At 68.7% G+C, this 21,416-nt stretch carries 23 protein-coding genes and 2 pseudogenes; 3 read left to right on the forward strand and 22 right to left on the reverse strand.

The features are described from left to right. Window positions 1–389: 389 nt before the first annotated feature. Window positions 390–1,059 (forward strand): annotated as a pseudogene (locus tag ACIQ1J_RS21560) (DNA glycosylase AlkZ-like family protein). A 117-nt stretch (window positions 1,060–1,176) separates the two neighbouring features. On the opposite strand, the gene ACIQ1J_RS21565 reads toward ACIQ1J_RS21560, so the two are convergent. From ACIQ1J_RS21565 to ACIQ1J_RS21600, 8 genes and pseudogenes are all read right to left on the reverse strand, one after another. Next, entirely contained in the window at window positions 1,177–1,968 is a 792-nt protein-coding gene (locus ACIQ1J_RS21565; RefSeq protein ID WP_403558778.1) for a class I SAM-dependent methyltransferase, read from the reverse strand. 88 nt (window positions 1,969–2,056) lie between these two features. Next, a pseudogene (locus tag ACIQ1J_RS21570) lies at window positions 2,057–2,164 on the reverse strand (LLM class flavin-dependent oxidoreductase); the annotation flags it as partial. 41 nt (window positions 2,165–2,205) lie between these two features. After that, window positions 2,206–2,883 (reverse strand): hypothetical protein, encoded by a 678-nt coding sequence (locus tag ACIQ1J_RS21575; RefSeq protein ID WP_403558780.1) that lies wholly within the window; start codon window positions 2,881–2,883, stop codon window positions 2,206–2,208. Window positions 2,884–2,903: 20 nt separating this feature from the next. After that, the gene (locus ACIQ1J_RS21580) at window positions 2,904–3,497 is read right to left on the reverse strand and encodes a hypothetical protein (protein ID WP_403558782.1); all 594 of its coding nucleotides are present in this window, start codon (window positions 3,495–3,497) and stop codon (window positions 2,904–2,906) included. Window positions 3,498–3,590: 93 nt separating this feature from the next. Then, on the reverse strand, window positions 3,591–4,949 hold the full coding sequence (locus ACIQ1J_RS21585) for a putative T7SS-secreted protein (RefSeq protein ID WP_403558784.1): 1,359 nt from the start codon (window positions 4,947–4,949) through the stop codon (window positions 3,591–3,593). Beyond that, on the reverse strand, window positions 4,946–5,263 hold the full coding sequence (locus ACIQ1J_RS21590; RefSeq protein WP_403558786.1) for a hypothetical protein: 318 nt from the start codon (window positions 5,261–5,263) through the stop codon (window positions 4,946–4,948). The genes ACIQ1J_RS21585 and ACIQ1J_RS21590 overlap by 4 nt, the downstream gene beginning before the upstream one ends. Before the next feature lie 127 nt (window positions 5,264–5,390). After that, window positions 5,391–6,422, reverse strand: coding sequence for a hypothetical protein (locus ACIQ1J_RS21595; RefSeq protein WP_403558788.1), 1,032 nt, complete (start codon window positions 6,420–6,422; stop codon window positions 5,391–5,393). Continuing rightward, the gene (locus ACIQ1J_RS21600; RefSeq protein ID WP_210957681.1) at window positions 6,410–7,072 is read right to left on the reverse strand and encodes a hypothetical protein; all 663 of its coding nucleotides are present in this window, start codon (window positions 7,070–7,072) and stop codon (window positions 6,410–6,412) included. The genes ACIQ1J_RS21595 and ACIQ1J_RS21600 overlap by 13 nt, the downstream gene beginning before the upstream one ends. 263 nt (window positions 7,073–7,335) lie before the next feature. Here ACIQ1J_RS21600 and ACIQ1J_RS21605 point away from each other — a divergent pair, with 263 nt between their 5' ends. After that, the gene (locus ACIQ1J_RS21605; protein ID WP_403558790.1) at window positions 7,336–7,707 is read left to right on the forward strand and encodes a DUF192 domain-containing protein; all 372 of its coding nucleotides are present in this window, start codon (window positions 7,336–7,338) and stop codon (window positions 7,705–7,707) included. A 38-nt stretch (window positions 7,708–7,745) separates the two neighbouring features. Here the strand turns inward: ACIQ1J_RS21605 and ACIQ1J_RS21610 are convergent, their stop codons facing one another. The 13 genes from ACIQ1J_RS21610 to ACIQ1J_RS21670 form a co-directional block, all read right to left on the reverse strand. Further along, entirely contained in the window at window positions 7,746–8,105 is a 360-nt protein-coding gene (locus ACIQ1J_RS21610; protein WP_403558792.1) for a hypothetical protein, read from the reverse strand. Between the two features lie 424 nt (window positions 8,106–8,529). Next, window positions 8,530–9,159 carry an OmpA family protein gene (locus tag ACIQ1J_RS21615; protein WP_403558794.1) on the reverse strand — a complete coding sequence of 210 codons (630 nt, stop codon included), beginning with the start codon at window positions 9,157–9,159 and terminating at the stop codon, window positions 8,530–8,532. A gap of 7 nt (window positions 9,160–9,166) precedes the next feature. Continuing rightward, window positions 9,167–9,745 (reverse strand): hypothetical protein, encoded by a 579-nt coding sequence (locus ACIQ1J_RS21620; protein WP_403558844.1) that lies wholly within the window; start codon window positions 9,743–9,745, stop codon window positions 9,167–9,169. Between the two features lie 34 nt (window positions 9,746–9,779). Then, window positions 9,780–10,379, reverse strand: coding sequence for a pilus assembly protein TadG-related protein (locus ACIQ1J_RS21625; RefSeq protein ID WP_403558846.1), 600 nt, complete (start codon window positions 10,377–10,379; stop codon window positions 9,780–9,782). Then, window positions 10,376–10,576 carry a Flp family type IVb pilin gene (locus ACIQ1J_RS21630; protein ID WP_403558796.1) on the reverse strand — a complete coding sequence of 67 codons (201 nt, stop codon included), beginning with the start codon at window positions 10,574–10,576 and terminating at the stop codon, window positions 10,376–10,378. Before ACIQ1J_RS21630 ends, ACIQ1J_RS21625 begins: the two co-directional genes overlap by 4 nt. Window positions 10,577–11,012: 436 nt before the next feature. Beyond that, the gene (locus ACIQ1J_RS21635) at window positions 11,013–11,906 is read right to left on the reverse strand and encodes a DUF5936 domain-containing protein (RefSeq protein ID WP_403558798.1); all 894 of its coding nucleotides are present in this window, start codon (window positions 11,904–11,906) and stop codon (window positions 11,013–11,015) included. Window positions 11,907–11,922: 16 nt separating this feature from the next. Further along, window positions 11,923–12,867 (reverse strand): type II secretion system F family protein, encoded by a 945-nt coding sequence (locus ACIQ1J_RS21640; protein ID WP_403558800.1) that lies wholly within the window; start codon window positions 12,865–12,867, stop codon window positions 11,923–11,925. A 216-nt stretch (window positions 12,868–13,083) separates the two neighbouring features. Next, a complete protein-coding gene (locus ACIQ1J_RS21645; RefSeq protein ID WP_403558802.1) occupies window positions 13,084–14,421 on the reverse strand; it encodes a CpaF family protein in 1,338 nt (445 codons plus the stop codon). Between the two features lie 18 nt (window positions 14,422–14,439). Further along, the gene (locus ACIQ1J_RS21650; protein WP_307851975.1) at window positions 14,440–14,817 is read right to left on the reverse strand and encodes a TadE/TadG family type IV pilus assembly protein; all 378 of its coding nucleotides are present in this window, start codon (window positions 14,815–14,817) and stop codon (window positions 14,440–14,442) included. 115 nt (window positions 14,818–14,932) lie between these two features. After that, a complete protein-coding gene (locus ACIQ1J_RS21655; RefSeq protein WP_403558848.1) occupies window positions 14,933–15,262 on the reverse strand; it encodes a pilus assembly protein in 330 nt (109 codons plus the stop codon). Window positions 15,263–15,387: 125 nt separating this feature from the next. Then, entirely contained in the window at window positions 15,388–16,650 is a 1,263-nt protein-coding gene (locus ACIQ1J_RS21660) for a CpaE family protein (RefSeq protein WP_403558804.1), read from the reverse strand. Between the two features lie 8 nt (window positions 16,651–16,658). Beyond that, window positions 16,659–17,366 (reverse strand): Flp pilus assembly protein CpaB, encoded by a 708-nt coding sequence (cpaB, locus tag ACIQ1J_RS21665; RefSeq protein WP_403558806.1) that lies wholly within the window; start codon window positions 17,364–17,366, stop codon window positions 16,659–16,661. 108 nt (window positions 17,367–17,474) lie between these two features. Beyond that, complete coding sequence (locus ACIQ1J_RS21670) at window positions 17,475–18,371, reverse strand: hypothetical protein (RefSeq protein ID WP_403558808.1); 897 nt, start codon at window positions 18,369–18,371, stop codon at window positions 17,475–17,477. Window positions 18,372–18,731: 360 nt separating this feature from the next. On the opposite strand from ACIQ1J_RS21670, the gene ACIQ1J_RS21675 reads away from it, so the two are divergent. Further along, window positions 18,732–20,438: a chitinase gene (locus ACIQ1J_RS21675; RefSeq protein ID WP_403558810.1), complete on the forward strand. Its 1,707-nt coding sequence runs from the start codon at window positions 18,732–18,734 to the stop codon at window positions 20,436–20,438. A 234-nt stretch (window positions 20,439–20,672) separates the two neighbouring features. On the opposite strand, the gene ACIQ1J_RS21680 is transcribed toward ACIQ1J_RS21675, so the two are convergent. After that, window positions 20,673–21,311, reverse strand: a complete 639-nt coding sequence (locus tag ACIQ1J_RS21680; protein WP_403558812.1) for a ScbR family autoregulator-binding transcription factor — start codon at window positions 21,309–21,311, stop codon at window positions 20,673–20,675. Between the last annotated feature and the right edge of the window lie 105 nt (window positions 21,312–21,416).

Below are 21,416 nucleotides of genomic sequence, written 5' to 3' on the forward strand. Positions count from 1 at the left end.
GGGACGGTTGGGCCATCCGAAGCGGCCCTGATGGCCCCCGCGAACCAGGGGGCGGCCCACCCCTGCTTCCCTCCACCGGGTGAACCCACCGGCGAACGCACGCTTGACCGGGCACCGCGCAGCCCCCTCCGCTGCGCGGTGCCACACGCGCAGCTTTGCTTACGCGAATTGCCTGCTCCGAACTTACGTGATCGGGAACGGCGGATTCGGCGCAAGGCGGACAACGATGAATAGCGATGTGGGAACTCTGTGAGGATCTGAGGGTGATTCCGCGCCCTGTCACCAGGCGTGCCGATATTTGCGAAGGTACGCCGCATACGCCCCGAATTCCTCCCCCTCCGGGCGCCAACCAGGCCGCGACCTGACCTACTCCTCTCCAACGTCACCTCATGACGAAGACAGCGGGGATCACTTGGGGCGCGGCGAGCGCACAGCGGCTGGACCGGCAGTTCCTGGCCATGTCCGCCCGAACGGGCACGCCGGTCGCCGACGTGGCCGGCGCGATGCTGGGCGTCCACGCCCAAGTACTGTCCGCGGCCGAACTGTCGGTAGGCCTGCGGACCGACGGCGTCACCCGGGCGGGCGTACGGACGTCCATGTGGCCGACCGGGTCACCGCCCGCACCGCCGCCCTCGCTCGTGAAGACGCACGGTCCGCGCGGGACGGTGCACCTGCTGCGAGCAGGAAGATCTCCTGCCTGGGGCGCGCCTGCTGCCGTACTTCGACGCGTACCTCATCGCCGCACAGCCGCGGGAGCTGCTGTTCCCCGGGGCCGCGTCCCGGCGGGCGCCGGCGGGCGGGCAGGCGGGCAACTTCCCCGTGCTGCTCGTGGACGGCGTCGCGGCGGGCGTCTGGCACCAGCGCCGCCGGGGGCGTCGTACGACGGTCACGATCGAACCGCTGGGCCGCCTGACGTCCCGGCAGCAGCGCGAGCCGGCGGAGCAGACGGAGCAGGCGGAGCAGGCGGAGCAGACGGAGCAGGCGGAACGGGCCGGGGAGGTACTGGAAGCCAAGTCCGAGTCGGTGGTGGGCGAGGTGACGGTGGGCGCGCACGCGTAAGCGACTCGGCGTGCGCCGTGTGCGAGGAGTGCGGCTACCGACTTAGGGGCGCGGCGTGGCCCAGGGGCGCGGGCGTGGTCTCTGATCGCGGGCGTGACCTAGGGTCGCGGGCGTGACCTAGGGTCGCGGCTTGCGCGCGTCGAAGAGGTGACGCGTGCTGTGGGCGACGAAGGGGCCGTCGGCCTCGATGCGCTCGTGCAGGTCGCGCAGTCGGTCCCGGTAGCCCTCGACGGTGAAGCCGGGGACCATCCACACCACCTTGCGCAGGAAGTGAACGACGGCACCGATGTCGTGGAACTCCATCCGCAGCCGCTCCGCCCGCAGGTCGACGACCTCCAGACCGGCGGCCTCGGCGGCGGCACGCTCTCGTTCGGGGTGACGGTGGTTCCGGCTCTCCTCCGGCTGGGGCCCGAGGAAGTACTCGATGACCTCGAAGACGCTGCCGGGTCCGACGTGCTGGGCGAAGTACGTACCGCCGGGCGCGAGCACACGCGCGACCTCACCCCAGTGCGGCTCGACGGGGTGCCGGCTCACGACCAGGTCGAAGGCTCCGTCCGCGAAGGGCAGGGGCGCGTCGTCGGGCGAGGCGACCACGGGGACGCCGCGAGGGCGGAGCAGTGCGGTGGCCTTGGCGACGTTGGGGGGCCAGCCCTCGGTGGCGACGACGAGACGGGGACGGTGCGGGGCAGCGGTTTCGAGGGCGTGGTCCAGTACCTCCCCTCCCCCGGTCTGCACCTCCAGCACGGCGTTGGCCTCGGCCAGCCGGCCCGCCATGGACCGGGCGTACCCCCAGGACGGCCGCGCCTCGGTGGCCCTCCCCTCGAACCAGGAGAAGTCCCAGCCTTCGGTGGGCACGGAGGCTCCGTCGGCCACGAGCTCGTCGAAGGTACGGGTGCTGGGCTGAGCCATGAGGAAAGGATTCCGATCAGCGTAGGGCTGGCGTGGCGGCGCGTGCCACGAAACGGGCGGCGGTGGACCTGGCTAGGCGACCAGGGGCCTCCCACAGCCACAGCTCCTCGAGCCCGGCCTCATCGGCGACGCGCGCCACGGCACGCAGCCGCTCCGGGGCGGGCTGGGGGCGGAATACGGCGCCGAGTCCAGTCATGGGGCCTTCCTGCCTTTGCCCGGGGCAGCCGGACAACAACATTACGAGTCGGCCCCCAGGGGCTCCTCGAACCTGACCGTCTCGGCGACCTGCCGCAGGATCGCCCGGTACTCCTCCCCACGCGCCGTGGCCGTGGTACTCAACGTGAGAACGGCCAGGCGCTTGCAGTCCGGGTGCGGGAGGTGGGCGTGAATCTGAAGGATGGGTTGCTGAGGCAGCCCGCTGTCGGCGGCAGGTCGATGCGTGGTCTCACTGAGAACCGCCGGCCCACAAGGGAGTTCCTGAAAGGCGATGTCCGTATGCCCCTCGCCGGCCGTGACCGTACGGGCCGCCGTGACGGCGCGTGGGGCGACGTTCGTGTCACGCCAGGAGATCGTGAAAAGGGAGAGCAGGGGCTGCTGCGCGCCGCCCCTTGCCGGGCCTCCGACGTCATCGCGGTGCAGGCCGATCGAGCAGTGGACGGTGCCGAAGTCGCAGAGGGTTGCGAGCATTTGCTGCCCAGACGCGATAAGCGCGACGAACTGCTGCCGAGCCATTCCATTGGGCGCCAAGTTGAGTAGCGGCGCAGCAGCCACGCGCAATTTGTCGGCGTCCGGCGTTTCCGGCTTGGCGAGTAGAGCGTCCAGTGGCAGAGCCGTGAACCCTGCGGGTTCAGCGAACCAGAGCTCTGAGTGGGGGTCCTTGACGGATTCGTGAATGATGATCGCAGCCGAACCCACGGCATGCCTCATTCCATGGTTCAGGGGTGGACGGGGTAGACACCTGCACGTCGTCCGCGCTCGATGTCCTCGGGAGTAGCGCCCCAGTCGGCGAAGCGCCAGCCACTCTCCGCACCGACCCGCTGCTCGACGACATGCAGACGCCGAGGTGCAGTGCCTCTGCGGGTAGGTGCGGCGACAAGCCCGATGAAGCGCGGGTCGCCCGCGAACCAAACCGTCTCGATGTCCGCCTTCAGACGAGGTTTGGCGCGCGGAGCCATACGCCGGGACCACCACTCCCGTCGGAGATGCCGGGGAAAGACGAGCGGAAGTTGCTGCTGCTGACAGGCCGGGTTGGGAAACTCGAACCAGCCATACTGTTTACCCACCACTTCGGGTCGTCTAGTCAACGCTCGTGGAGCGCCCCGAATAATCTGCCATGGGTACGCGCGCAGAATCCGCAACATCAAGAATGCCGCAGGGAAGTACTTCAGTTGAGTCAGAACTCGGTAAGGCCCGTAGATGAAGTACGGCATGAAGACCCATGCAACCCAATTGGGCGTATAGGTAGAGATCCCCAGCAACACGACCCAGCCGCCGGACCAACCGACCAGTCCGGTGACATTCATGGCCATGTGCAGAATCCATGCCCGGCGCGTGGGGCCATGATCCCAAGCCGTGGCACAAGCGACAGGGTTCACATCCAACCTCTTCCTGTGTGGCACTAGCTAGAAGACATGACGGACGAGAGCAATAATTCCGCCGTTGTCGAGGATGAGGCGGGACCCGTCGATTCCCGCGACCGTACCGTCTTTGATGCCGCCGTCGTCAGCATCCACCGCTTTGTTATACAGGCCGAAACCACCAGTGGCGACCCCGGTCAGACCTGATGCCGCAGCTACGACTTTCGCCGCCTTTTCCGGATTGCTGAAGCCACGTACGGCGCGCGCAACCAACCGGTTCTCCAGTCCGAGAATCCGCCCGGCTTCATCTACTGATTTCGAGCCATAGACGGCTACTTTCTGCCAGAAACCAAGCGTTTGGATTCCTGTTTGAATAGCGTCAGTCGCTTCGATACTCCCCTTGGCCGCAGCTCCCAGCCCCGGCAGCGCACCTGCGACATCCGCACCCACCGAAACGGCATTGCTCCAGAAGTCGGCGTCGAGTTCTCCCTTGGTGATGCCATCCATCAGGGACGCTCGTACCTCTGGATCCGAGAGCCGCAGCACAAGCGCCGTCGCGCTCAGTCCGGACGCTGTCAGCATCAGCGCTGCCAGCGTCGCGAGCCCGAGTCCCAGCGGCCCCGCGAGGAGAAGCGCCACCACCCCGATGAGCCCCGCCGTGAAGCTGAGGATGTCCGGCAGGTTGTCGCCCAGCCAGTCCAGTACCTCGTCGAACCACCCCGGCTCATGCGGCACCAACTTCTTCGTGGCGTCGCGGATCTTGCCCGCCCGGTAGCCGGCCTTCTCCTCGTGCTCTTCGGCGAGCCTTTTCGCCTTGCCGATGATCTTCTTCAGCTCGGCCTCGGCGTCGTCCAGATCCGCGTTCGCGCGTGTCAATGCCTTCTGCGCGGCCTCGTGATCGGCGCCGTCCTTCTTGAGGTCGGGATCGTCGCCGGCCTTGTTCGCGCGGCTCTGTGCGCGGTCGATCGCGGCCTGGGCTTCCTTCGCGTCCTCTTCGAGCTTCTTGGCCCGCCGCTGGAAGTCGTCGAGTTCGCCCTCCCAGCGGTCCAGTTGCCTGGCCGCCTTGCGGACGGAGTGCGCCGCGTTCTTGAGGTTCAGCGGCAGCGGACCGCCGTCGAGCTGCTCGCGGAAGGCGACCGCGGCGTCGCCCTTCCAGTAGCTGCCGTCCAGGAGCTTGGTGACCAGGTCGTGGGTCTCCTGAAGGACCTTGGCGCAACCGCTGAGCTTCTTCTGCAGGCCCCGCACCGTCTCCGTGTCGCCCGGTACGGGGTTGAAGCCGAGGTGCGGATAACAGGGGTTCGGGATTCGCGGGGTGGACTTGAGCCCCTGCGGTTTGCCGAGGTCGGCACGGGACTGCGGGTCGAGCGCGGCACCGTACTGGTCGTTTCCGGCGGTGACGGTCACTTCTTGCCGCCGCTCTTGTCCTCGCGCGCCTTCCGCACCGCTTCCTCGAGCGCCTTGTCGACTTCGAGGTAGCTGTCTCTGCTCTTGCCGATGATGTCGGCCAGGTCCTCGGTCTGCTTGCCGATCTCCTCGGAGCCGTACTTCCAGTCCTCCTGGAAGGCCTCGCACGCCAAGTCGAGGTCGTCCGTGCCGAGGCCGGTGATCGTGGCGTCCGACAGGGCCTTCCGGACGCCTCTGAGGGAGGTCGACGACTCCCTCAGCGACTTCATGAACCGCCCGAGTTCGTCGCCGTCAACGGCAAGCCGCTCCGCCATGTGTCCGTCCCCTCTCCGGTCCACCTGCACCGATGAGAGGAACGACGACATCCGGTTTTCGTGGCGTACACGCGGACGCTGCCCCTCTTCGGGGGCTCACTTACGCACTGAGGGCTGGCGTCACTGGTCAGCGGTTGACGGCCTGGATCTCCTGGACGACAACATTCTGAGTAGCACCGAACGTGCCGTCGGGGAGGTCGCCGCCCGCCCCTCCGCTGCCGGTCCAGTGGATCTGCCAGGTGACGGTGGCCTGGAGCGGATACGAACCGTCGCCGGAGGAACGCAGGTAAGTCACACCGCAGGGCGGGGTCTCCTCTGCCTTGCCCTTGGCGTAGGCCTCGCCGATACGGCCGTTGTTGATCTCGCACACACCGGACGCGGGGTGTGTCTTGGCATCCTCGGTGCCCGGCTCGATCTTCAGGGAGACCGGTTCCGCGGTGGCCGTCGCTTCGATACCGATCGCCTCCACGGACGCGGTGACCGAGACCGGCTTGAACTCGGCACCGTCCAGCCACGCCCACGTCGGGAGGTTCACCTTGGTGGCCTCTGCGGGCGCCAACGTCACCTCGGTGCCAGGGACGCGGATTTCCGCGTAGGCGAGCTCTGCGAGGACCTCAGGGGTGACGGCGTTCTCGACGTCGGCCGGCGGAGCATCGTTCGCGTCCACCCAGAAATAGTCCCCGTCACAGGAGTCCCAGCCCGGCGGGTAGCTCTTGTTGACGTACGAAGCCCACCAGTAGCCCTTGCCGGTCTTGTCCTTGTTGAAGCTCTTCTCCTCGTCACGGGCGTTGTACTTCTCCCGCTGCTCGGCGTCCCACTCGTACCCCGTGGAGCCGGCTTCCCAAATCGGTTCCAGATGCTCTTGCAATTGCTTGGGCGTGTATTTGGGCGCATACCAGCAGGGTGGCGGGCTCCACGATGTGGAGGACGCCAACGCCCCGGCCGAGCCACCACTCCCGTTCTTCGAACGGTCGAAGACGACACCGCCCACCGTCACGGAAACGGTTCCGTCACCGTCGACCTCGGCCCGTTGGTCCGTTGAACCACGGGTGCCGCCCTCTTCACGCCCGCCAGCGAACGCCGTGGGCCCCGCGAGCGCTGGAATACTGGCAAGTGCGACCAGGATCGCAATCCTGAAGCCATGCCTCACGGCTGACATGCTTTACTCCCCCGGTTTGACGCGATGTCGGTGGTCTGCCAGACGCCCTTGGCACTCTTCGCCAGCTTCGTGTTGTAGAGGACGTAACTGTCAGCCGTCGTCGGCGTCTTCTTCACCTTGTTCGTCTTCTTGTCCTTGATGAAGGATTTGCTCTCGTCCGAGCAGTAGGTCACGTAAGCCTGGTCGTCTTCGACGAGATTCACCTTGTAGTCGAAGTACCGGGTCTCACCGACCCACGTGTTGTTCTTGTCGATGTACCCGAGTACATACGTGATGGAGTCGCTCAGGGCTGACTCGGTGTTGTAAAAGCCGAGAGCCTTGGTGTCCGCGCTGCCCTTGAAGATGGCCTCGTCGACAGAGTTGACGCCCAGCGTGCTGTCCACGAGGACCGCGTCCTTCGCCGCGTCCCCTGTCTTCTGGTAGTCGAAGACGTTCTTGGCGTCAGAAGGGAACTCGATCTTCGGGCGGCCGTCGGTGTCCGATGTACTAGGGCTTGGCGAGGCCGATGTCTCACCGCCTGTGTCGGCGCCTGCGATCTTGTCGTTGTCTTTTGCGGCGCTGTCGTCGTCGCTGCCGCACGCGGACAGCGTCAAGGCCGCAGCGGCGGTCAGCGTGAGCGCTGCGAGCAGGGTGGGGCGGCGGCGATTCACGGTCGGCTCCTGGGTGGGACTTGGCTTCTCTTGAGCGAAGCAACGCTATCCACCAGGATGGGGTGGCACCAGAGTGAGACCTGTCTCCCCGCGGCGTCCCGTGCGCCCAAATTAGCCGTACGTGTGGCTTCTTGGGTGACAACAGTTGCATAACGCGACAGCATCGGCCCCTGGGGCGGCCGCCCCGCTCGCTTCGGTGCGTTTCACACAGGAAGCAGCAAAGAGGCCTGCAGTGGTGCGCACTGGCGGAGAGGGGTATCGGCATGGGTCGGCGCTGGCAGGACGGGCGAGGAGCATTACTCGTGGAGGGGGGCGCCGGGGCGGGGAGCGTCCGTGTTCCGCTGGAGATCGCCGGCTCCTACCGTGCTCGTACCAAAGGGCTTTTGGGGCGGGACTCCGTAGACGGGGCGATTCTCCTGTCTCCTGCCAACAGCGTGCACACCTTGCGGATGCGGATGCCCATCGATGTCGCCTACCTCGACCGGCGGTTCGTCGTCGTCTCCGTGCGCACCATGCGGGCGGGCAGGATCGGGCTGCCCCGGTTGCGTTCCCGCCATGTGCTGGAGGCTGAGGCCGGGGCGATGGCCGAGTGGGGGGTGAAGGCAGGAGTGCAGGTCACGGTCGTGGAGGGTTAGGGGCAGGCGATCAGGTGGTCTTTCGGCTTCCTGGAGCGTCAGTCGGAAACGATGTCGACGATCGCCGTACCGAACTCTCCTGTCGCTGCCTGTGTCACCACGGCTCCGGGCTGAGCGCTCGGCCTGGCGCCGTCGCCCAGTCCACCGCACGAGTTGCCGCCGCCGTTGCTGCGGAGAACCGTGATGCAGCCTTGTCCCGGGCCACGGGCGCTGCCCCTGGACTGGCCCTGGCCCGAGTGCACCGTGTAGGCGACCTCGTTCGGGCCGACCTTGGTCACCTTGAGCGTCGCCGCCGCGCCGGACGGGCCTTTGAAACGTACGGTGACCGGCTCGGACACCAGGATCCGGCAATCACCATCCGCGCAGGCGCCGATGTCTCGTCCGTCCGCCGCCGACACCCGGGGGGTGTGCGTGCCGGTGTGGTCGGCGGAGGGATTGGGTGGTTGGGTGGAGGGTGAAGGGCGGGGCGGGGCGCTGGGCTTCTCTCCTTGGTCACCGCTTGAGGGTGTCCCGACCGGCTCGGTAGCGCTGTCGCAGCCGGTTGTCGTCATCAGCGCGAGCACCGCCGCGAGTACGAGACCCGTGTCCGCCCGAATCCTCGTGCTCGGTGATCGCTCCCTGAGCCTCGGTTTCGCTGCCATAGTGCGCTCCCCCTCTCTCCGCCGCTCTCGCTCCGGCTTTCACCGACCGGTCTTCCCACGCGACTCGGTCACGTCGCTCGGTCGGCGCGAGCGGAGCCTGGAGAGCGCCGGCGTTCAGCGCCTCACGCTGAGCAGGAGCCGGGCATCCGTCCCACTCGGGCGAAGTGTCACTCCGAGGTGGTCAACCTTCCGTGCGCGGGAACGTGACCTCGACTCTGCGGTTCTTCTTGCGGCCGGCCTCCGTCGAGTTGTCGGAGATGGGGTACTGCTCGCCGTAGCCGCGGACCTCGTATGTGATGCCTGGGTCGTTCAGGGTCTGGGACAGGACGTCGTGTACGGCGTTGGCGCGCTGTTTGGAGAGTACGTCGCCGTGGGCGGAGGAGCCGAGGTTGTCGGTGAAGCCGAAGACCCGGACTCGGGTGGCGTTCTGGGTCTTGATTTCCTCCGCGATGCCCGTGATCCGGGACTTGGCCTCGCCGCCGAGTTTCGCGCTGTCCTTTCCGAACAGGACCTCTGCCTGGAGCGCGAGCGTCACGCTCGTGTTGGTGTCCTCGCGGCGTTCGTCGCCGCTCTGCTCCTCCACGACCGACTTGATGTCCAGCACCTTCGCCTGCGCGAGCGTGGCGCCGTCCGGGAGTTTTAGGTCCGGGTCGTTGGGGTCCACCTCGACGGGGGCGGAGGCGCTGGGCTCGCTGCCTGGAGGGTCGTTGGGGTCGTCTTCGGCGTGGGCGGTAGTCGTGCCGTACAGGGTCGAGGCGAGCAAGAGGGTGGCCGTGGTCAAAGCACGGGTGAGGCGCGGGGTCGGGGTCATGGCGGCCTCACCCGGAGATGGAGATAGTCGCGCTGGCGAAGGTCGGTAGTTGGATTGCGACCTCGGTGGTGCTCGTAGGCGGGGCGGGGAACTGCATGAAGACAGGAATAGAAGCGCCTGCCTTGATCCTCGGCATGTTCGTAGTGGTGAGGGGACGCCCATCCGTGTCACGAAGCACGTAGTAGCGCTTCTTTCCAGTGGGATCTACGAGTGTCGCTCCACCCAGCGACGTTCCGTGCCTGATGATCTCCGTCTCGTCGCCTGCGGTGCGTACGGAGAGACGAGCCGGCTCGTCGCCGTCATTCTTCAATTCACCACTGATGGTGACAAACCCGCCAGCGTCTCTTCGAGCCGAAGTAAGCTTAAGGATTAGGCCGTCCTCCCCCTTGAGCTCAGCCAGAGTCTCGTCCGACCCTTCCTGGGCGCTTGGTTCAGAGCCACTATCCTTTGAGGCAGACGCCGAGGTCTTCGGCTTCCCATTCTCGCCGTCGCCGCCCCCGCTGCAGCCAGCCAGACTCAAGGCCAGGCCAGCACCGACGGCCACGGCGATCACCCCTTTGCGGGCCATAGCGAACCGATTGTTCATACCCCCTGCTTTCTTCATCCTCGTCATTCGCTTGTCAGTCGGCCAGATGGACGTCGAACAGTTCCTCGGGCTTCGGCAGGTCGCCGAGGTCCTCTGGATCCAGGTCCCATTGCTCCTCTCCGCAGGTGAGTTGAGGCAATGCACCACCCGCTACAGCTTCCGAGGGCAGCTCAAACGTGCACTCCGCTTCAATCACGGCAGTCGCGGAAGCTCGTGACCTCTTGTCCTCTGTGCCCGGCACGATGGAATCTCCCACGGGCCTGTTCGTCTCCACCTCCACAGCGAAGCCCAGCAGGCCTTCTGGGTTGCAACTCAACACACGAGCGTCGTTCTGCGCCGCAAGCTGCTCGCCGCGCCAGCACGAAGGACCGAGGCCCGCCGCATCCCCTTCGAAGATGCTCTGCCACCTGGTCGGATCCCCGACGTCGTTGACCCACATGTCAGCGAGTTGGTCTCGCGCGTCCTGGGCCGCTGCGAGGGCGGCCGCGTCTGCAGCTGTTTGGGCACCGTTCCGATTTGCAGAGGCCTGACCGACCGCAAAGTACGCGAACGCGAGAATGAGCAGGCCCCCCACCACCGTGATGTAGATGGGGAACGCCTGCCCTGTGTCGTCGCACCTCAGACGGCATATCAGCCGCCAGTGACCTCGTCGATCTTGTCCACGATGGCGTCGTAGATCGTCTGCCCGATGTCCGTCCCCGTGATCGCCAGCACGATCGCCACCACCACCGCGATGATTCCCAGGTACTCCACAGCCGTCTGGCCCTTGTCGTTGCGGGCGGTGGCGCGGGAGTGCAGGTAGGCGGTGGTGGTGTGAAGCCAGTTGGTCATGGTGTTCCCCTCCAGGGTGGACGATGCCGCGTTCGTCGTGCGGAACGTGCGGCGGGAGGGCCCTCGAGTCCGAGGTCCCCGGGGGTCCGTCGTGGGCCCCGTCACGTGCCGTGGGTCGGTCCAGCGAGGTCACTCTGGGCGCAGCCGCTCGGCGGGGGTGGGTGGCGGCGGTCTTCTGGTTGGTCGTGCCGGATGTCGCGTCGTCCACGATCTCCACCTCCTTTGCGCTCAGTTGGGGCCTCGTCCTGTCGGGAGTACCAGTGAATGACTCTCCCACAGGTGATTGCAGGTGCGAAAGGCGTTGCTCGTATCTCGCCCGATTGGGCTGTAGATCTACGCTTGTTGATGTCGTCGTGTCGTGTGCAGTCGCACTCTGGCCGTTTACGCCGCCCTCCTTTCGTGGCCGCGTGATCGGCATGGCGTCCTCCTCCCTCCCCTACTCGCCCGTGATCGTGCCGAAGTCCGTGCCCGACCCGAGGATCAGGCCGGCGCCGAGGAGGATCATCGTGGCCGGGACCATGAAGGTGGTGATCATCATCGTGGCCTTCGGGACCGCGCGGGCGGCCTTGCGGCGGGCGTTCTGGGCGTCCGTACGGCGCATGTCCTTGGCCAGGGAGACCAGGGTGTCGACGATGGGTGCGCCCAGTTCCTCACCCTGCTGGAGTGCCGTCACGAACATCGCCACCTGTTCCGAGTCGTTGCGCCGGCGCAGCTCCGCGAAGGCCTCGCGGCGGCTCATGCCCAGGTCCATCTGGCGCAGGGTGATGCGGAGTTCGTCGGCCCACGGGCCCTCGTAGCGGATCGCCACCCGGTCCAGGGCCTGGCGGAAGCCCAGGCCCGCGCTGACCACGACCGCCAGGACGTCCAGGAAGTCGGGGAGCGTGCGCTCGATCTCGTCCTTGCGGATGCGGATCGCCGACCAGATGCCGACCTCCGTCCAGAACGCGCCGAAGGCCAGCAACAGCAGGGCGACCACGAACTGGCCGCGCAGGAGGAAGACCAGGAAGCCGACCGCGCCCAGGAAGCCGTAGACCGCGCGGCGGGCGGCGTAGCGGTCGATGGTCAGGCCGCCGGGGTTGCCGGCCAGGTCGATCCTGCGGCGGTACTTGGCCACCAGAGTCGGGCCCATCATGCGCAGTACGGCGGGGGCGTAGCGCATGCCCATGCGGTCGATGAGGGAGTCCACCGCGCCGGTGCGGGTGGAGCCGACCTCCAGGGCGAGGGCGAGGTCGTGGGGCAGTTTGGCGTCGGCCCGGTACATGCGGATGCCGGCGAAGACGCCCCAGACGCTCAGGCCCATGAGCAGGGCGAGGAGTAGTCCCAGTCCCATGTCGGTCAGCTCCCCCTCAGACGTCGATGCGGGACAGGCGGCGGATGAGGACGAAGCCGATCGCGTAGAGCGCGAACGCGATGATCACCGCGGTCTGGCCGGCCGGGGAGCCCGTCATGCGCTCCAGGGCGCCGTCCTTCACCCCGTTCATCAGGAACAACGAGCCGACGCCCATTACGGGGACGGCGTACGACGTCATGCTGACCTGGGACAGCTGGGTGCGGACCTCACGTCGGGTCTCCTTGCGCTCCTCCAGCGTGTCCGTGAGATTGCGCAGCGCGCTGACCACCTGGCCGCCCGCACGGTTGGAGAGGACCAGGGTGGTTACCAGGACGACCAGTTCGCGGGAGGGGAGGCGGTCGGCGAGTTCGCCGAGGGCGTCGTCCATCGAGGCGCCGACGGCCAGTTGGTCGGCCACCTTGCCGAGCTCCTCACCGGCCGGGGCGTCCAGTTCCTCCGCCGCCATGCCGATGGCGGTGCGCAGGGCGAGGCCCGCCTGGGTGGCGTTGGCGAGGATGCGGGCGAGTTCGGGGAGCTGGTTGATGAACCTCTCGATGCGTTTCTGGCGTTGCCAGTTGAGGAACTGGATCGCCACGCCGATGCCCAGCAGGCCGGCGAGGGGGCCGAAGAAGGGGGCCAGTGCGGCCTGACCGATCAGCCAGAGGCCCACGACCGTGGCGAGCATGTAGACGAAGAACTCGCCGGGCGTGACGTCCAGACCGGTCGCCGCCAGGCGCAGTTCGAGTTTGCGGCCGAGTTTCGTGCGGCGCAGGCGGCGGTCCAGGGTGCGGAAGCGGCGCGGGCGTCCGGCGGAAGGGGGCCGGCCGGTGGCGGAGAGGCGGTCGACCAGGGCGGCGCGCTGTGCCTTGCCGGCGGCGTAGGAGTGCAGGCCCATGACCGCCAGGGCGCAGGTCAGCACCGTGATGCCGGTGGTGAGCGTGACGAGCGTTTCCAGTTCCATCGGGCGGTTCCTACCTGGGTTCCATGGTTTCCGGCGGGCGGCTGGTGTCTGGCCTGCATGGCCGCTACCAGGGCGGCTGCTGTCTCGGCCTACATGGCCGCCTGCACCGGGGCGGCTGCTGTCTCGGCCCACATGGCCGCCTGCACCGGGGCGGCTGCTGTCTTGGCCTACATGGCTTTCGCCGGGGCGGCTGCTCGCCGGCTTCCACCAGCCCGGTCATCTGGCCTCCCGGGTCGCGAGTTGTTCCGCGGTGTGGGCCACGCCGAAGGCCTGCGGGACCGGCTGGCTCGCCATGTAGAGGCGCTCGGCGGTGCGGCGTGGGAGGGGGTAGTACTCGAAGACGCCGTAGATGTGGCCGTCCGCGGTCATGGGCCGGGCGTTGAAGCGGGCGACCGTGGCCAGGCGGTACGGTTCGCCGCCGTGGCTGGCCAGCAGGGCGATCTCCGTGATGCGGCGGGCGCCGTCGGCGAAGCGGGTGAGCTGGACGATGACGTCGACGGAGCTGTTGATCTGGTCGTGCAGGGCGACGAACGGGATCTCCACGTCCGACATGGAGGCCAGGGTCTGGAGGCGCATCAGGGCGTCCTCCGCGCTGTTGGCGTGCACCGTGGCGAGGGAGCCGTCGTGGCCGGTCGACATGGCCTGGAGCATGTCCAGGGACTCGCCGCCGCGGACCTCGCCGACGACGATGCGGTCGGGGCGCATGCGGAGGGAGTTGCGGACGAGGTCGCGGATGGTGACGCGGCCCTGGCCCTCGACGTTCGGCGGGCGGGACTCCAGGCGGATGACGTGTGCCTGCTGGAGCTGGAGTTCCGCCGAGTCCTCGATGGTGATGATGCGTTCGGTCTCCGGGATCAGGCCGGAGAGGGCGTTGAGGAGGGTGGTTTTCCCGGTGCCGGTCGCCCCCGAGACGATGATGTTGAAGCGGGCCTGCACCAGGCCGGCGAGCAGGTACAGCATGTGCTCGTCGAGCGAGCCGAGGCCGATCAGCTCGTGGAGGGTGAAGGAGCGCGGGAAGCGGCGGATGGTGAGGGTGGCGCCGGTCAGTGAGAGGGGCGGGATGATGACGTTGACGCGTTCGCCGGAGGGGAGGCGGGCGTCGACCATCGGGTTCGACTCGTCGACGCGGCGGTTGACCGTGGAGACGATGCGCTCGATGGTCTGCATCAGCTGGTCGTTGGAGGCGAAGCGCAGGGGGAGTTGTTCGACTCGGCCGCCGCGTTCGACGAAGATGGCGTCCGGGCCGTTGACCATGATCTCCGTGATGGACGCGTCTTCGAGCAATGGTTCCAGGATGCCCAGGCCGAGGGCCTCGTCCACTACCCGGCGGATCAGCTGGGAGCGTTCGACCGTCGACAGGACCGGGCCCTCGCGGCTGATGATGTGTCCGAGGACCCGTTCGAGGCGGGCCCGGCGTTCGGCCGTCGCCAGCGAGCTCATCTCGGCGAGGTCGATCTCCTCCAGGAGCTTGGCCCGGTAGGAGGCCACCAGGTGTTCGTCCTCGCCCCGGCTGCCGTGCTCCTCGGGGGAGTGGATGCGTGCGCGCAGGCTCATGCGTCCTCGGCTCCTCGGTCAGTGGTCCAGCGGCATGGTGGCCGTCCGGGTGGCGGGGTCGAAGTCCCAGCCGGGGACGATCGAGGGGATCTCGACGGTCGCGGTGACCGTCACCTCGTCGCCGCCGTAGGACGGTTGAGGGCAGTCGGTGCCGTCCGCGAGCCAGCTGCTGACCGCCGCCGCGCACGCCTCCCCCGCGCTCTCCTGGAGCGAGGCGCTGCGGGCGCCGGCTCGGGCCGCCGTACCGGCCTGCTGGGCGGTGTACGCGATCAGGCCCAGCTGTACGGCGGCCATGGCGACGATGATCAGGATGGGGAGGAACCCCAGGTACTCGATGGCCACCTGGCCGCGGTCCCGCCCGACGGCGACCCGACCACGGCCCCGCCCGACGGCCACCCGACCACGGCCCCGCCCGACGGCCACCCGACCACGGCCCCGCCCGCGATCGTTCGTGAAGCCCGACGAGTACGCGGAGCTCGCGGAGTACGAGGAGTACACGGAGTACGGCATCTCAGTCGGTCTCCTCCTCGACGGCCCCCGCGTGGCCGTGCACGGTGAACGGGAAGCTGACCGTGCCCGGGAAGAGGATGGGCACCTCGATGCGCACGTCGGCCGTGACGTAGCCGCCCCCGGTGCCGCAGCTCACCTCGGCGCCCCCCTCCCACGCGCCGGGCAGCTTGTCCCGGCCCGCCTCCTGGCAGGCTCCCTGCCGCGCCCCCCGGTCCGCCACCGTCGCCGCCCGTACCGCCTCGTCCGCAGCATTACCCGCGAGCGTGTACGTGTATCCCACGAGTACGAGCTGCCACAGCACCACCAGCGTCGCGATGATCACCGGGGTCATGCCGAGGAACTCGATGGTGACCTGGCCCGCGTCCCCTCCCGCGGGCGGCCGGGCGTCCCGAGGCCGGCGCCCGTCCCCTCCCGCGAGCCGGGCGTCCCGGGGCCGGCGCCGGCGCCGTAAGGCGTTCATCCCGCACCGTCCTTCCGCCGCCGGAAGCCCACCGACCCCCGGTCGCCGCCGCGGAACCGGCCGCCGCCCTTGCGGTGGTCCGCCTCGGCGGCCCTGACCAGCCCCAGTTCGCCCGCGAGGGCCCACAGGGCCTGCTTCACCGTGCCCCTGCTGTCCAGTTCGTGGACGCGGCCGGCGTCCACGGCCCCCTGGAGCTCCTTGAAGTTGGCGGGGACCGTGGTGGCCGCGACCGCCGTGCCGGTGATCTTCTGGATCAGCGGGGGCTGGATCTCCGTGGCCCGGGTGTGCCGGTTGACGACCACGGTGGTCTCCTCCGCCTTGCGGATCTGCAGCCGGTCCCACATCCGCACCGCCCGCTTGGCGCCCCGCACGGCGACCACGTCGGGGGTGGTGACCAGCAGCGCCGAGTCGGCCATCTCCACGGCCGCGGCGCCGGCCCCGCCGAGCTGGGCGCCGCAGTCGAGGACGACGACCTCGTAGCGGGCGCGCAGGGCGCTGACGATCTGGCGGGTGGCGCGGTCGGTGACCTCCTCGCCGCGTTCGCCCTCGCCGGGGGCGAGCAGCAGGGCGAGGCCGGTGTCGTGGCGGAAGACGGCGTCGGCCAGGACGCGCGGGGAGAGGTCCGTGATGGTGGCGAGGTCGACGACGGAGCGGCGGAACTGGACGTCCAGGTAGGAGGCGACGTCGCCGGCCTGGAGGTCCATGTCGACGAGGGCCGTGGGCCGGCCCGACGCCTGGGCGGCCAGGGCCAGTTGGATGGCGGTCATGGTCGCGCCCACGCCGCCCTTCGCGCCGCTGACGGTGACGACGGTGCCGCCGGCCCCGGTGAACACGTCGACGGCGCTGCCGAGGTGCCGGCGTACGCCCACCGACCACTGGGCCACCGCCTGGACGCGGCTGGCCAGTTCCTCGTAGCCGAGTGGCAGGGCGACCAGGCCGCGGGCGCCGTAGTCCATGGCGGCCTGGAAGAGGCCGGGGCCGGGGTCGGAGGTGACGAGGATGACGCCGACGGCGGGGAAGCGGAGGGCGACCTCGCGGATCAGCTCCAGGGCCGGTACCGGACCGATGCGCTCGTGGACGATCACGACCTCGGGCAGTTCGTCGACCGACTCGGCGGCGAGGCGGGCGAGGGTGTCGACGAGCTGGGTGGAGTCGGTCACCGGCGCGACCGGTTCGGCGTCCGGGAGCTGGCTGAGCAGGGTCGTGATGGACCGTACGGCGTCCGGGTCGCCGACTGCCGGGAGGATCCTCGTGGGCATACGGGCTCTCACTTGTCCTTCGCGAGTTCGTACGTCCGGTCCTTGTCGGGGACCGTGGTGTCGCCGCCGGGCGCCACCAGCGCGAGCCGGACCCGCTGGGCGAACGACTCGGCGTAGGTGATGCGCTGGGCGTCGATGGTGGACAGTGCGAAGGTGATGGGGACGGCGTCGGTGGGCTCCCGGTCCGGGCTGTTCTCGTCGGGCTTCAGCGAGGTGAGGTCGCCCACGTCGATGACCCTGGCGTTCGTGACGATGATCTTGGATTGCGCGGGGTCGCCCTCACGCTCCCCCTCGAAGGTGGCGTACACGTTGACGCTGGAGCCGGGTGTGATCTTGCCGGCGACGCCGGTCGCCGCGTCGATCATGATGGCGACCTCCTGCTGCCCCGGCCGCAGGGCGGGCTGGCCGACGATCATGTCGTTCTGCAGCAACGAGCCCTTCTTCAGCGTCGTCACGGCGATCTTGCCGCGGACCTGGCCGAGGTCGGTGACGGCGTTCTTCGACAGCCAGCGCTCGGGCATCTCGATCTTCTCGAACTGCCCCGCGCCGAGGGGCGTGTAGGGCTGCACGTCGTCCTTCAGCCGGTACGCGGTGACCTCGGGCCCGACCTTGGACTTCACGTCGTTGACGACGGAGAGCACGCCGGCGAAGGCACCGAGGGCGCTCAGGACCGACAGGATCAGCAGGATGATGCCGCGGCGCTGACGGGAGTTCATGTGCCGTGCAACCTCATTGGGGGAATCGGTCGAACCGGATCGGATGGCGGGCGGGCTGAGCGAGGGGAGCCGCGCGGTGCGGCCACCGGGGAGGCCGCGCGGTGCGGCCTACCCGGTGAGGGCTCGTCTCTCCCGGCGGTGGCCGAGGGCGGCGTCCCGGCCGCCGGGCAACGCCGGCGCAGTGTCGTACACCGGTGGTGTCGCGGAGCAGAACACGCACCGGTCGCCGATGACGTCGATGCCGCACCAGTGGCAGGTGCTCTGCCGCACCGACGTGACCAACTGGTAGAGGACCGAGAGGTCGGGCAGGTAGGCGCAGAACTCGGTCACCTTTGCGGTGCCCCACCAACCGGGGGACTCGGCCGGCAGCGGCATCTCGCGCAGTCCCTGCACGCGCCAGGAGGGGGCGAGCGTGCCGGCGACCCAGTCGGACGGCAGCTGCCCCTTGGCGACCAGCAGCCAGGTGCCGAACTCGGGTCCGTCGAGGGCCGCCTCGGGGCCGATCCGCACCAGTTGCGGCACGGGATGCGCCACGACGCCGAACTGGCTGCCCGGCATCCAGGACCTGGCGTGCGACTTGAGGCCGACGGGGACGTGGTCGAGCCGGGCGACGGAGCCGAGGAGCGCGCCGGCGTGGATGTAGTGGGTGAGGAGGCGGCCGGCCGAGGCGAGGACGCCGGGGCCGAGGTCGCAGGAGGCCAGCTGCCGCAACTGACGGGCCAGCACAGCGAGTCCGAGTGGCGGCAGGGGCGGCCGGAACAGCGCGATGCGGTCGGTCTCCAGGAGGGCTCGGACGGTGTGCAGCCGTCGTTCCACGCTCTCCGGGAGGGCTGGCGAGCACACCACGATCACATGCCCGTGCTGGTCGACCAGCGACTGCAGCTCGGCCAGCGCGTGCTCCAGCGGACGCCGGTCGAGATCCTGGAGCACGACCGCGGGCAGCGTCCGTTCGTCCTGCGGCGGCAGTGCCATGTCGGCACTGGTCACGGCAATGGCAGTTGGCACGCGCGGCTCCCCGTCTCCCCATGCCCGTCGGTCTGCCGGTGTCACTGCGGCACACCCGGATGACTTCACTGCGTGACTACCTGAGCACTGTATCCACGCGTCTGCGGCCGGAGAACAGCGTTTCTGTAGCTGTGGAACAACTTGTGTTGCACAAGGTGCGGCAAATCGGGGCAGGTTAAGCATTTTTGGGTGGACGACCGGGTGGTGACCGGGCGGTGACCGGGCGTGCGGGAAGTGCGTCCCGGAAGGCGCCAGGTCCGGCGAGCGGTCGCGAACTTGGTCCGTACCTACCCCTTGACACTCCCAATTGGTCTGGACCACCTTTACCCCAATGCCCCCACTCCCCCACCGGAGGCCTCAATGGAGCCCGTGCACAGACGGTTCGGCAGACGGACGAAGTTCTGGGCGGGAGCCGTCACCGCCGCGCTCGCCCTCTCGGTCGCGGCCGTCGGCCAGGCGTCCGCCGCGGACGTCAACAACGCGAAGAACGCCGGCTTCGAGGCCGGCCTGAGCAACTGGTCCTGCTCGGCGAACAGCGGTACGAGCGTCTCCTCCCCGGCGCACGGCGGCTCGGCCGCGCTCAAGGCGTCACCGAGCGGGCAGGACAACGCCCGGTGTTCCCAGACGGTGAAGGTGAAGCCCGGCTCGACGTACACGCTGAGCGCGTGGGTCCAGGGCGGGTACGCGTACCTGGGCGCGACGGGCACGGGTACGACGGACGTGTCGGCCTGGACCCCGGACTCGGCCTCCTGGAAGCAGCTGTCGACGAAGTTCACGACGGGCTCCTCGACGACCTCGGTGACCGTGTACACGCACGGCTGGTACGGGCAGTCGGCCTACTACGCCGACGACCTGTCCGTCTTCGGCCCGGACGGAGGGGGCGGCGACGGTGAGCCGGAGCCCACGGTCCCGTCGGCCCCGGCGGGCCTGAGCGTCTCCGGTACGACGTCCTCCTCGGCGTCGCTCGCCTGGAACGCGGTGCCGGGCGCCACCGGCTACCACATCTACCGCGACGGTACGAAGGTGACGGCGGTCACCGGCACGTCGGCGACGATCACCGGCCTCGCGGCCTCCACGTCGTACTCCATCCAGGTCACGGCGACGAACGCGGCCGGTGAGTCGGCGAGGTCGGCCGCGGTGACGGCCCGGACGACGGAGCAGGGCGGTGGCGGGGGCGGCGACCTGCCCAAGCACGCGGTGACCGGCTACTGGCAGAACTTCGACAACGGGGCGACGGTACAGAGGATCTCGGACGTGTCCGCCCAGTACGACATCATCGCGGTCTCCTTCGCGGACGCGACGGCGACGCCGGGCGCGGTCACCTTCAACCTCGACTCGGCCGGACTCGACGGCTACACGGTCGCCCAGTTCAAGGCGGACGTCCGGGCGAAGCAGGCCGCCGGGAAGAAGGTCATCATCTCGGTGGGCGGCGAGAAGGGCACCGTCTCGGTGAACGACTCGGCCTCCGCGACGAACTTCGCCAACTCGGTCTGGTCCGTGATGCAGGAGTACGGCTTCGACGGCGTCGACATCGACCTGGAGAACGGTCTCAACCCGACCTACATGACGCAGGCCCTGCGCGCCCTGTCGGCGAAGGCGGGCCCGGACATGATCCTGACGATGGCACCGCAGACGATCGACATGCAGTCGACGTCGGGCTCGTACTTCCGCACGGCGCTGAACGTGAAGGACATCCTCACCGTCGTCAACATGCAGTACTACAACAGCGGCACGATGCTGGGCTGCGACGGCAAGGTGTACGCCCAGGGCACGGTCGACTTCCTCACCGCCCTGGCCTGCATCCAGCTGGAGAACGGCCTCGACCCGTCCCAGGTCGGCCTCGGCCTGCCGGCCTCCCCGCGTGCGGCGGGCGGCGGCTACGTCTCCCCGTCGGTGGTGAACAACGCCCTCGACTGCCTGACGAAGGCCGTCAACTGCGGCTCCTTCAAGCCGTCCAGGACGTACCCCGGCCTGCGGGGCGCGATGACCTGGTCCACGAACTGGGACGCGACGGCGGGCAACGGGTGGTCGAACGCGGTGGGAGCGCACGTGCACGCGCTGCCGTAACCGGTCCGACCCGGAGGTGCGGGAGAGCCTCGGAGCCCCTCGGGGCCTCCGGGGCTCTCTTCGCGCCGGAGGCGGCCCGCGCGGCCGACGCGCCGCGTCGAGCTGCCTCGGAGGGCGCAGACGGACGATCTGCCCGAGTACGTTGAAGGTCTGCCGGAGTCTTCAACGTACTCGGGCAGATCGGATCGACAGCCCTGCGAAAAAACCGGGTGGTCCGGTTTCCGGCGGGGCGCGCTACGACGCCGCGGCCGTCTCGGAGATCCGATCTGCCCGGTCCGGGGCCAGGTCGAGCGACGCCAGCACGGCCGGCATGGCGATGCTGGGCATGAGGTGGTGCTGCAGGACCGAGAGGCGCTCCGCGAGGTCCTCGTAGTCGCTCAGGGTCTGCGACATCATCTGCAGCCCGGCGAAGGCCCCGACGTAGAGCTCGGCCGTGGCCCGGGGGTTCACGTGCGGCAGCAACTCCCCCTGCCGCCCCGCGGCGTCGAGGAAGCGCTGGTTGGCCTCGCTCCAGTGCAGGAACGGGCCGCGCCGGTCGAGACCGTGGGCCTGGTGGTCGAGTGTGAGGCGCACGCTCGCCCGTACCAGGGGGTCGGTACGGAGCCGGTAGGCGAGCAGCATGCCCACGTCGACCAGTTCCTGCAGCTTGGTCGGCTGGGGCGGCACGCCCCGTCCGGGCTCCTGCTCACTGAGCACACCCGCCGCCAGGTCCTCCTTGGACTGGAAGTGGAAGTAGAGGGCGCCCTTGGTCACCCCCGCCGTCTTCAGAATCTCGGTGATCGTCGCGGCCTGGTAGCCCTGCTTCTCGAAGACGGACGCCGCCGCCTCCAGGATCGTACGGCGCGTACGGATCGCCCTGTCCTGCTTTGCCACGTTCTGGAGCCTTCCTGCTTACCGGGGCATGCCGTTCTCATGTCCCCTTCTACTTGGTTCCCCTCAACCATGGAAACAAAACCGCTTGGTATGTATCTTATGCAG

The sequence above is a fragment of the Streptomyces sp. NPDC097107 genome, from assembly GCF_044762405.1.
GTDB lineage: Bacteria > Actinomycetota > Actinomycetes > Streptomycetales > Streptomycetaceae > Streptomyces > Streptomyces thinghirensis.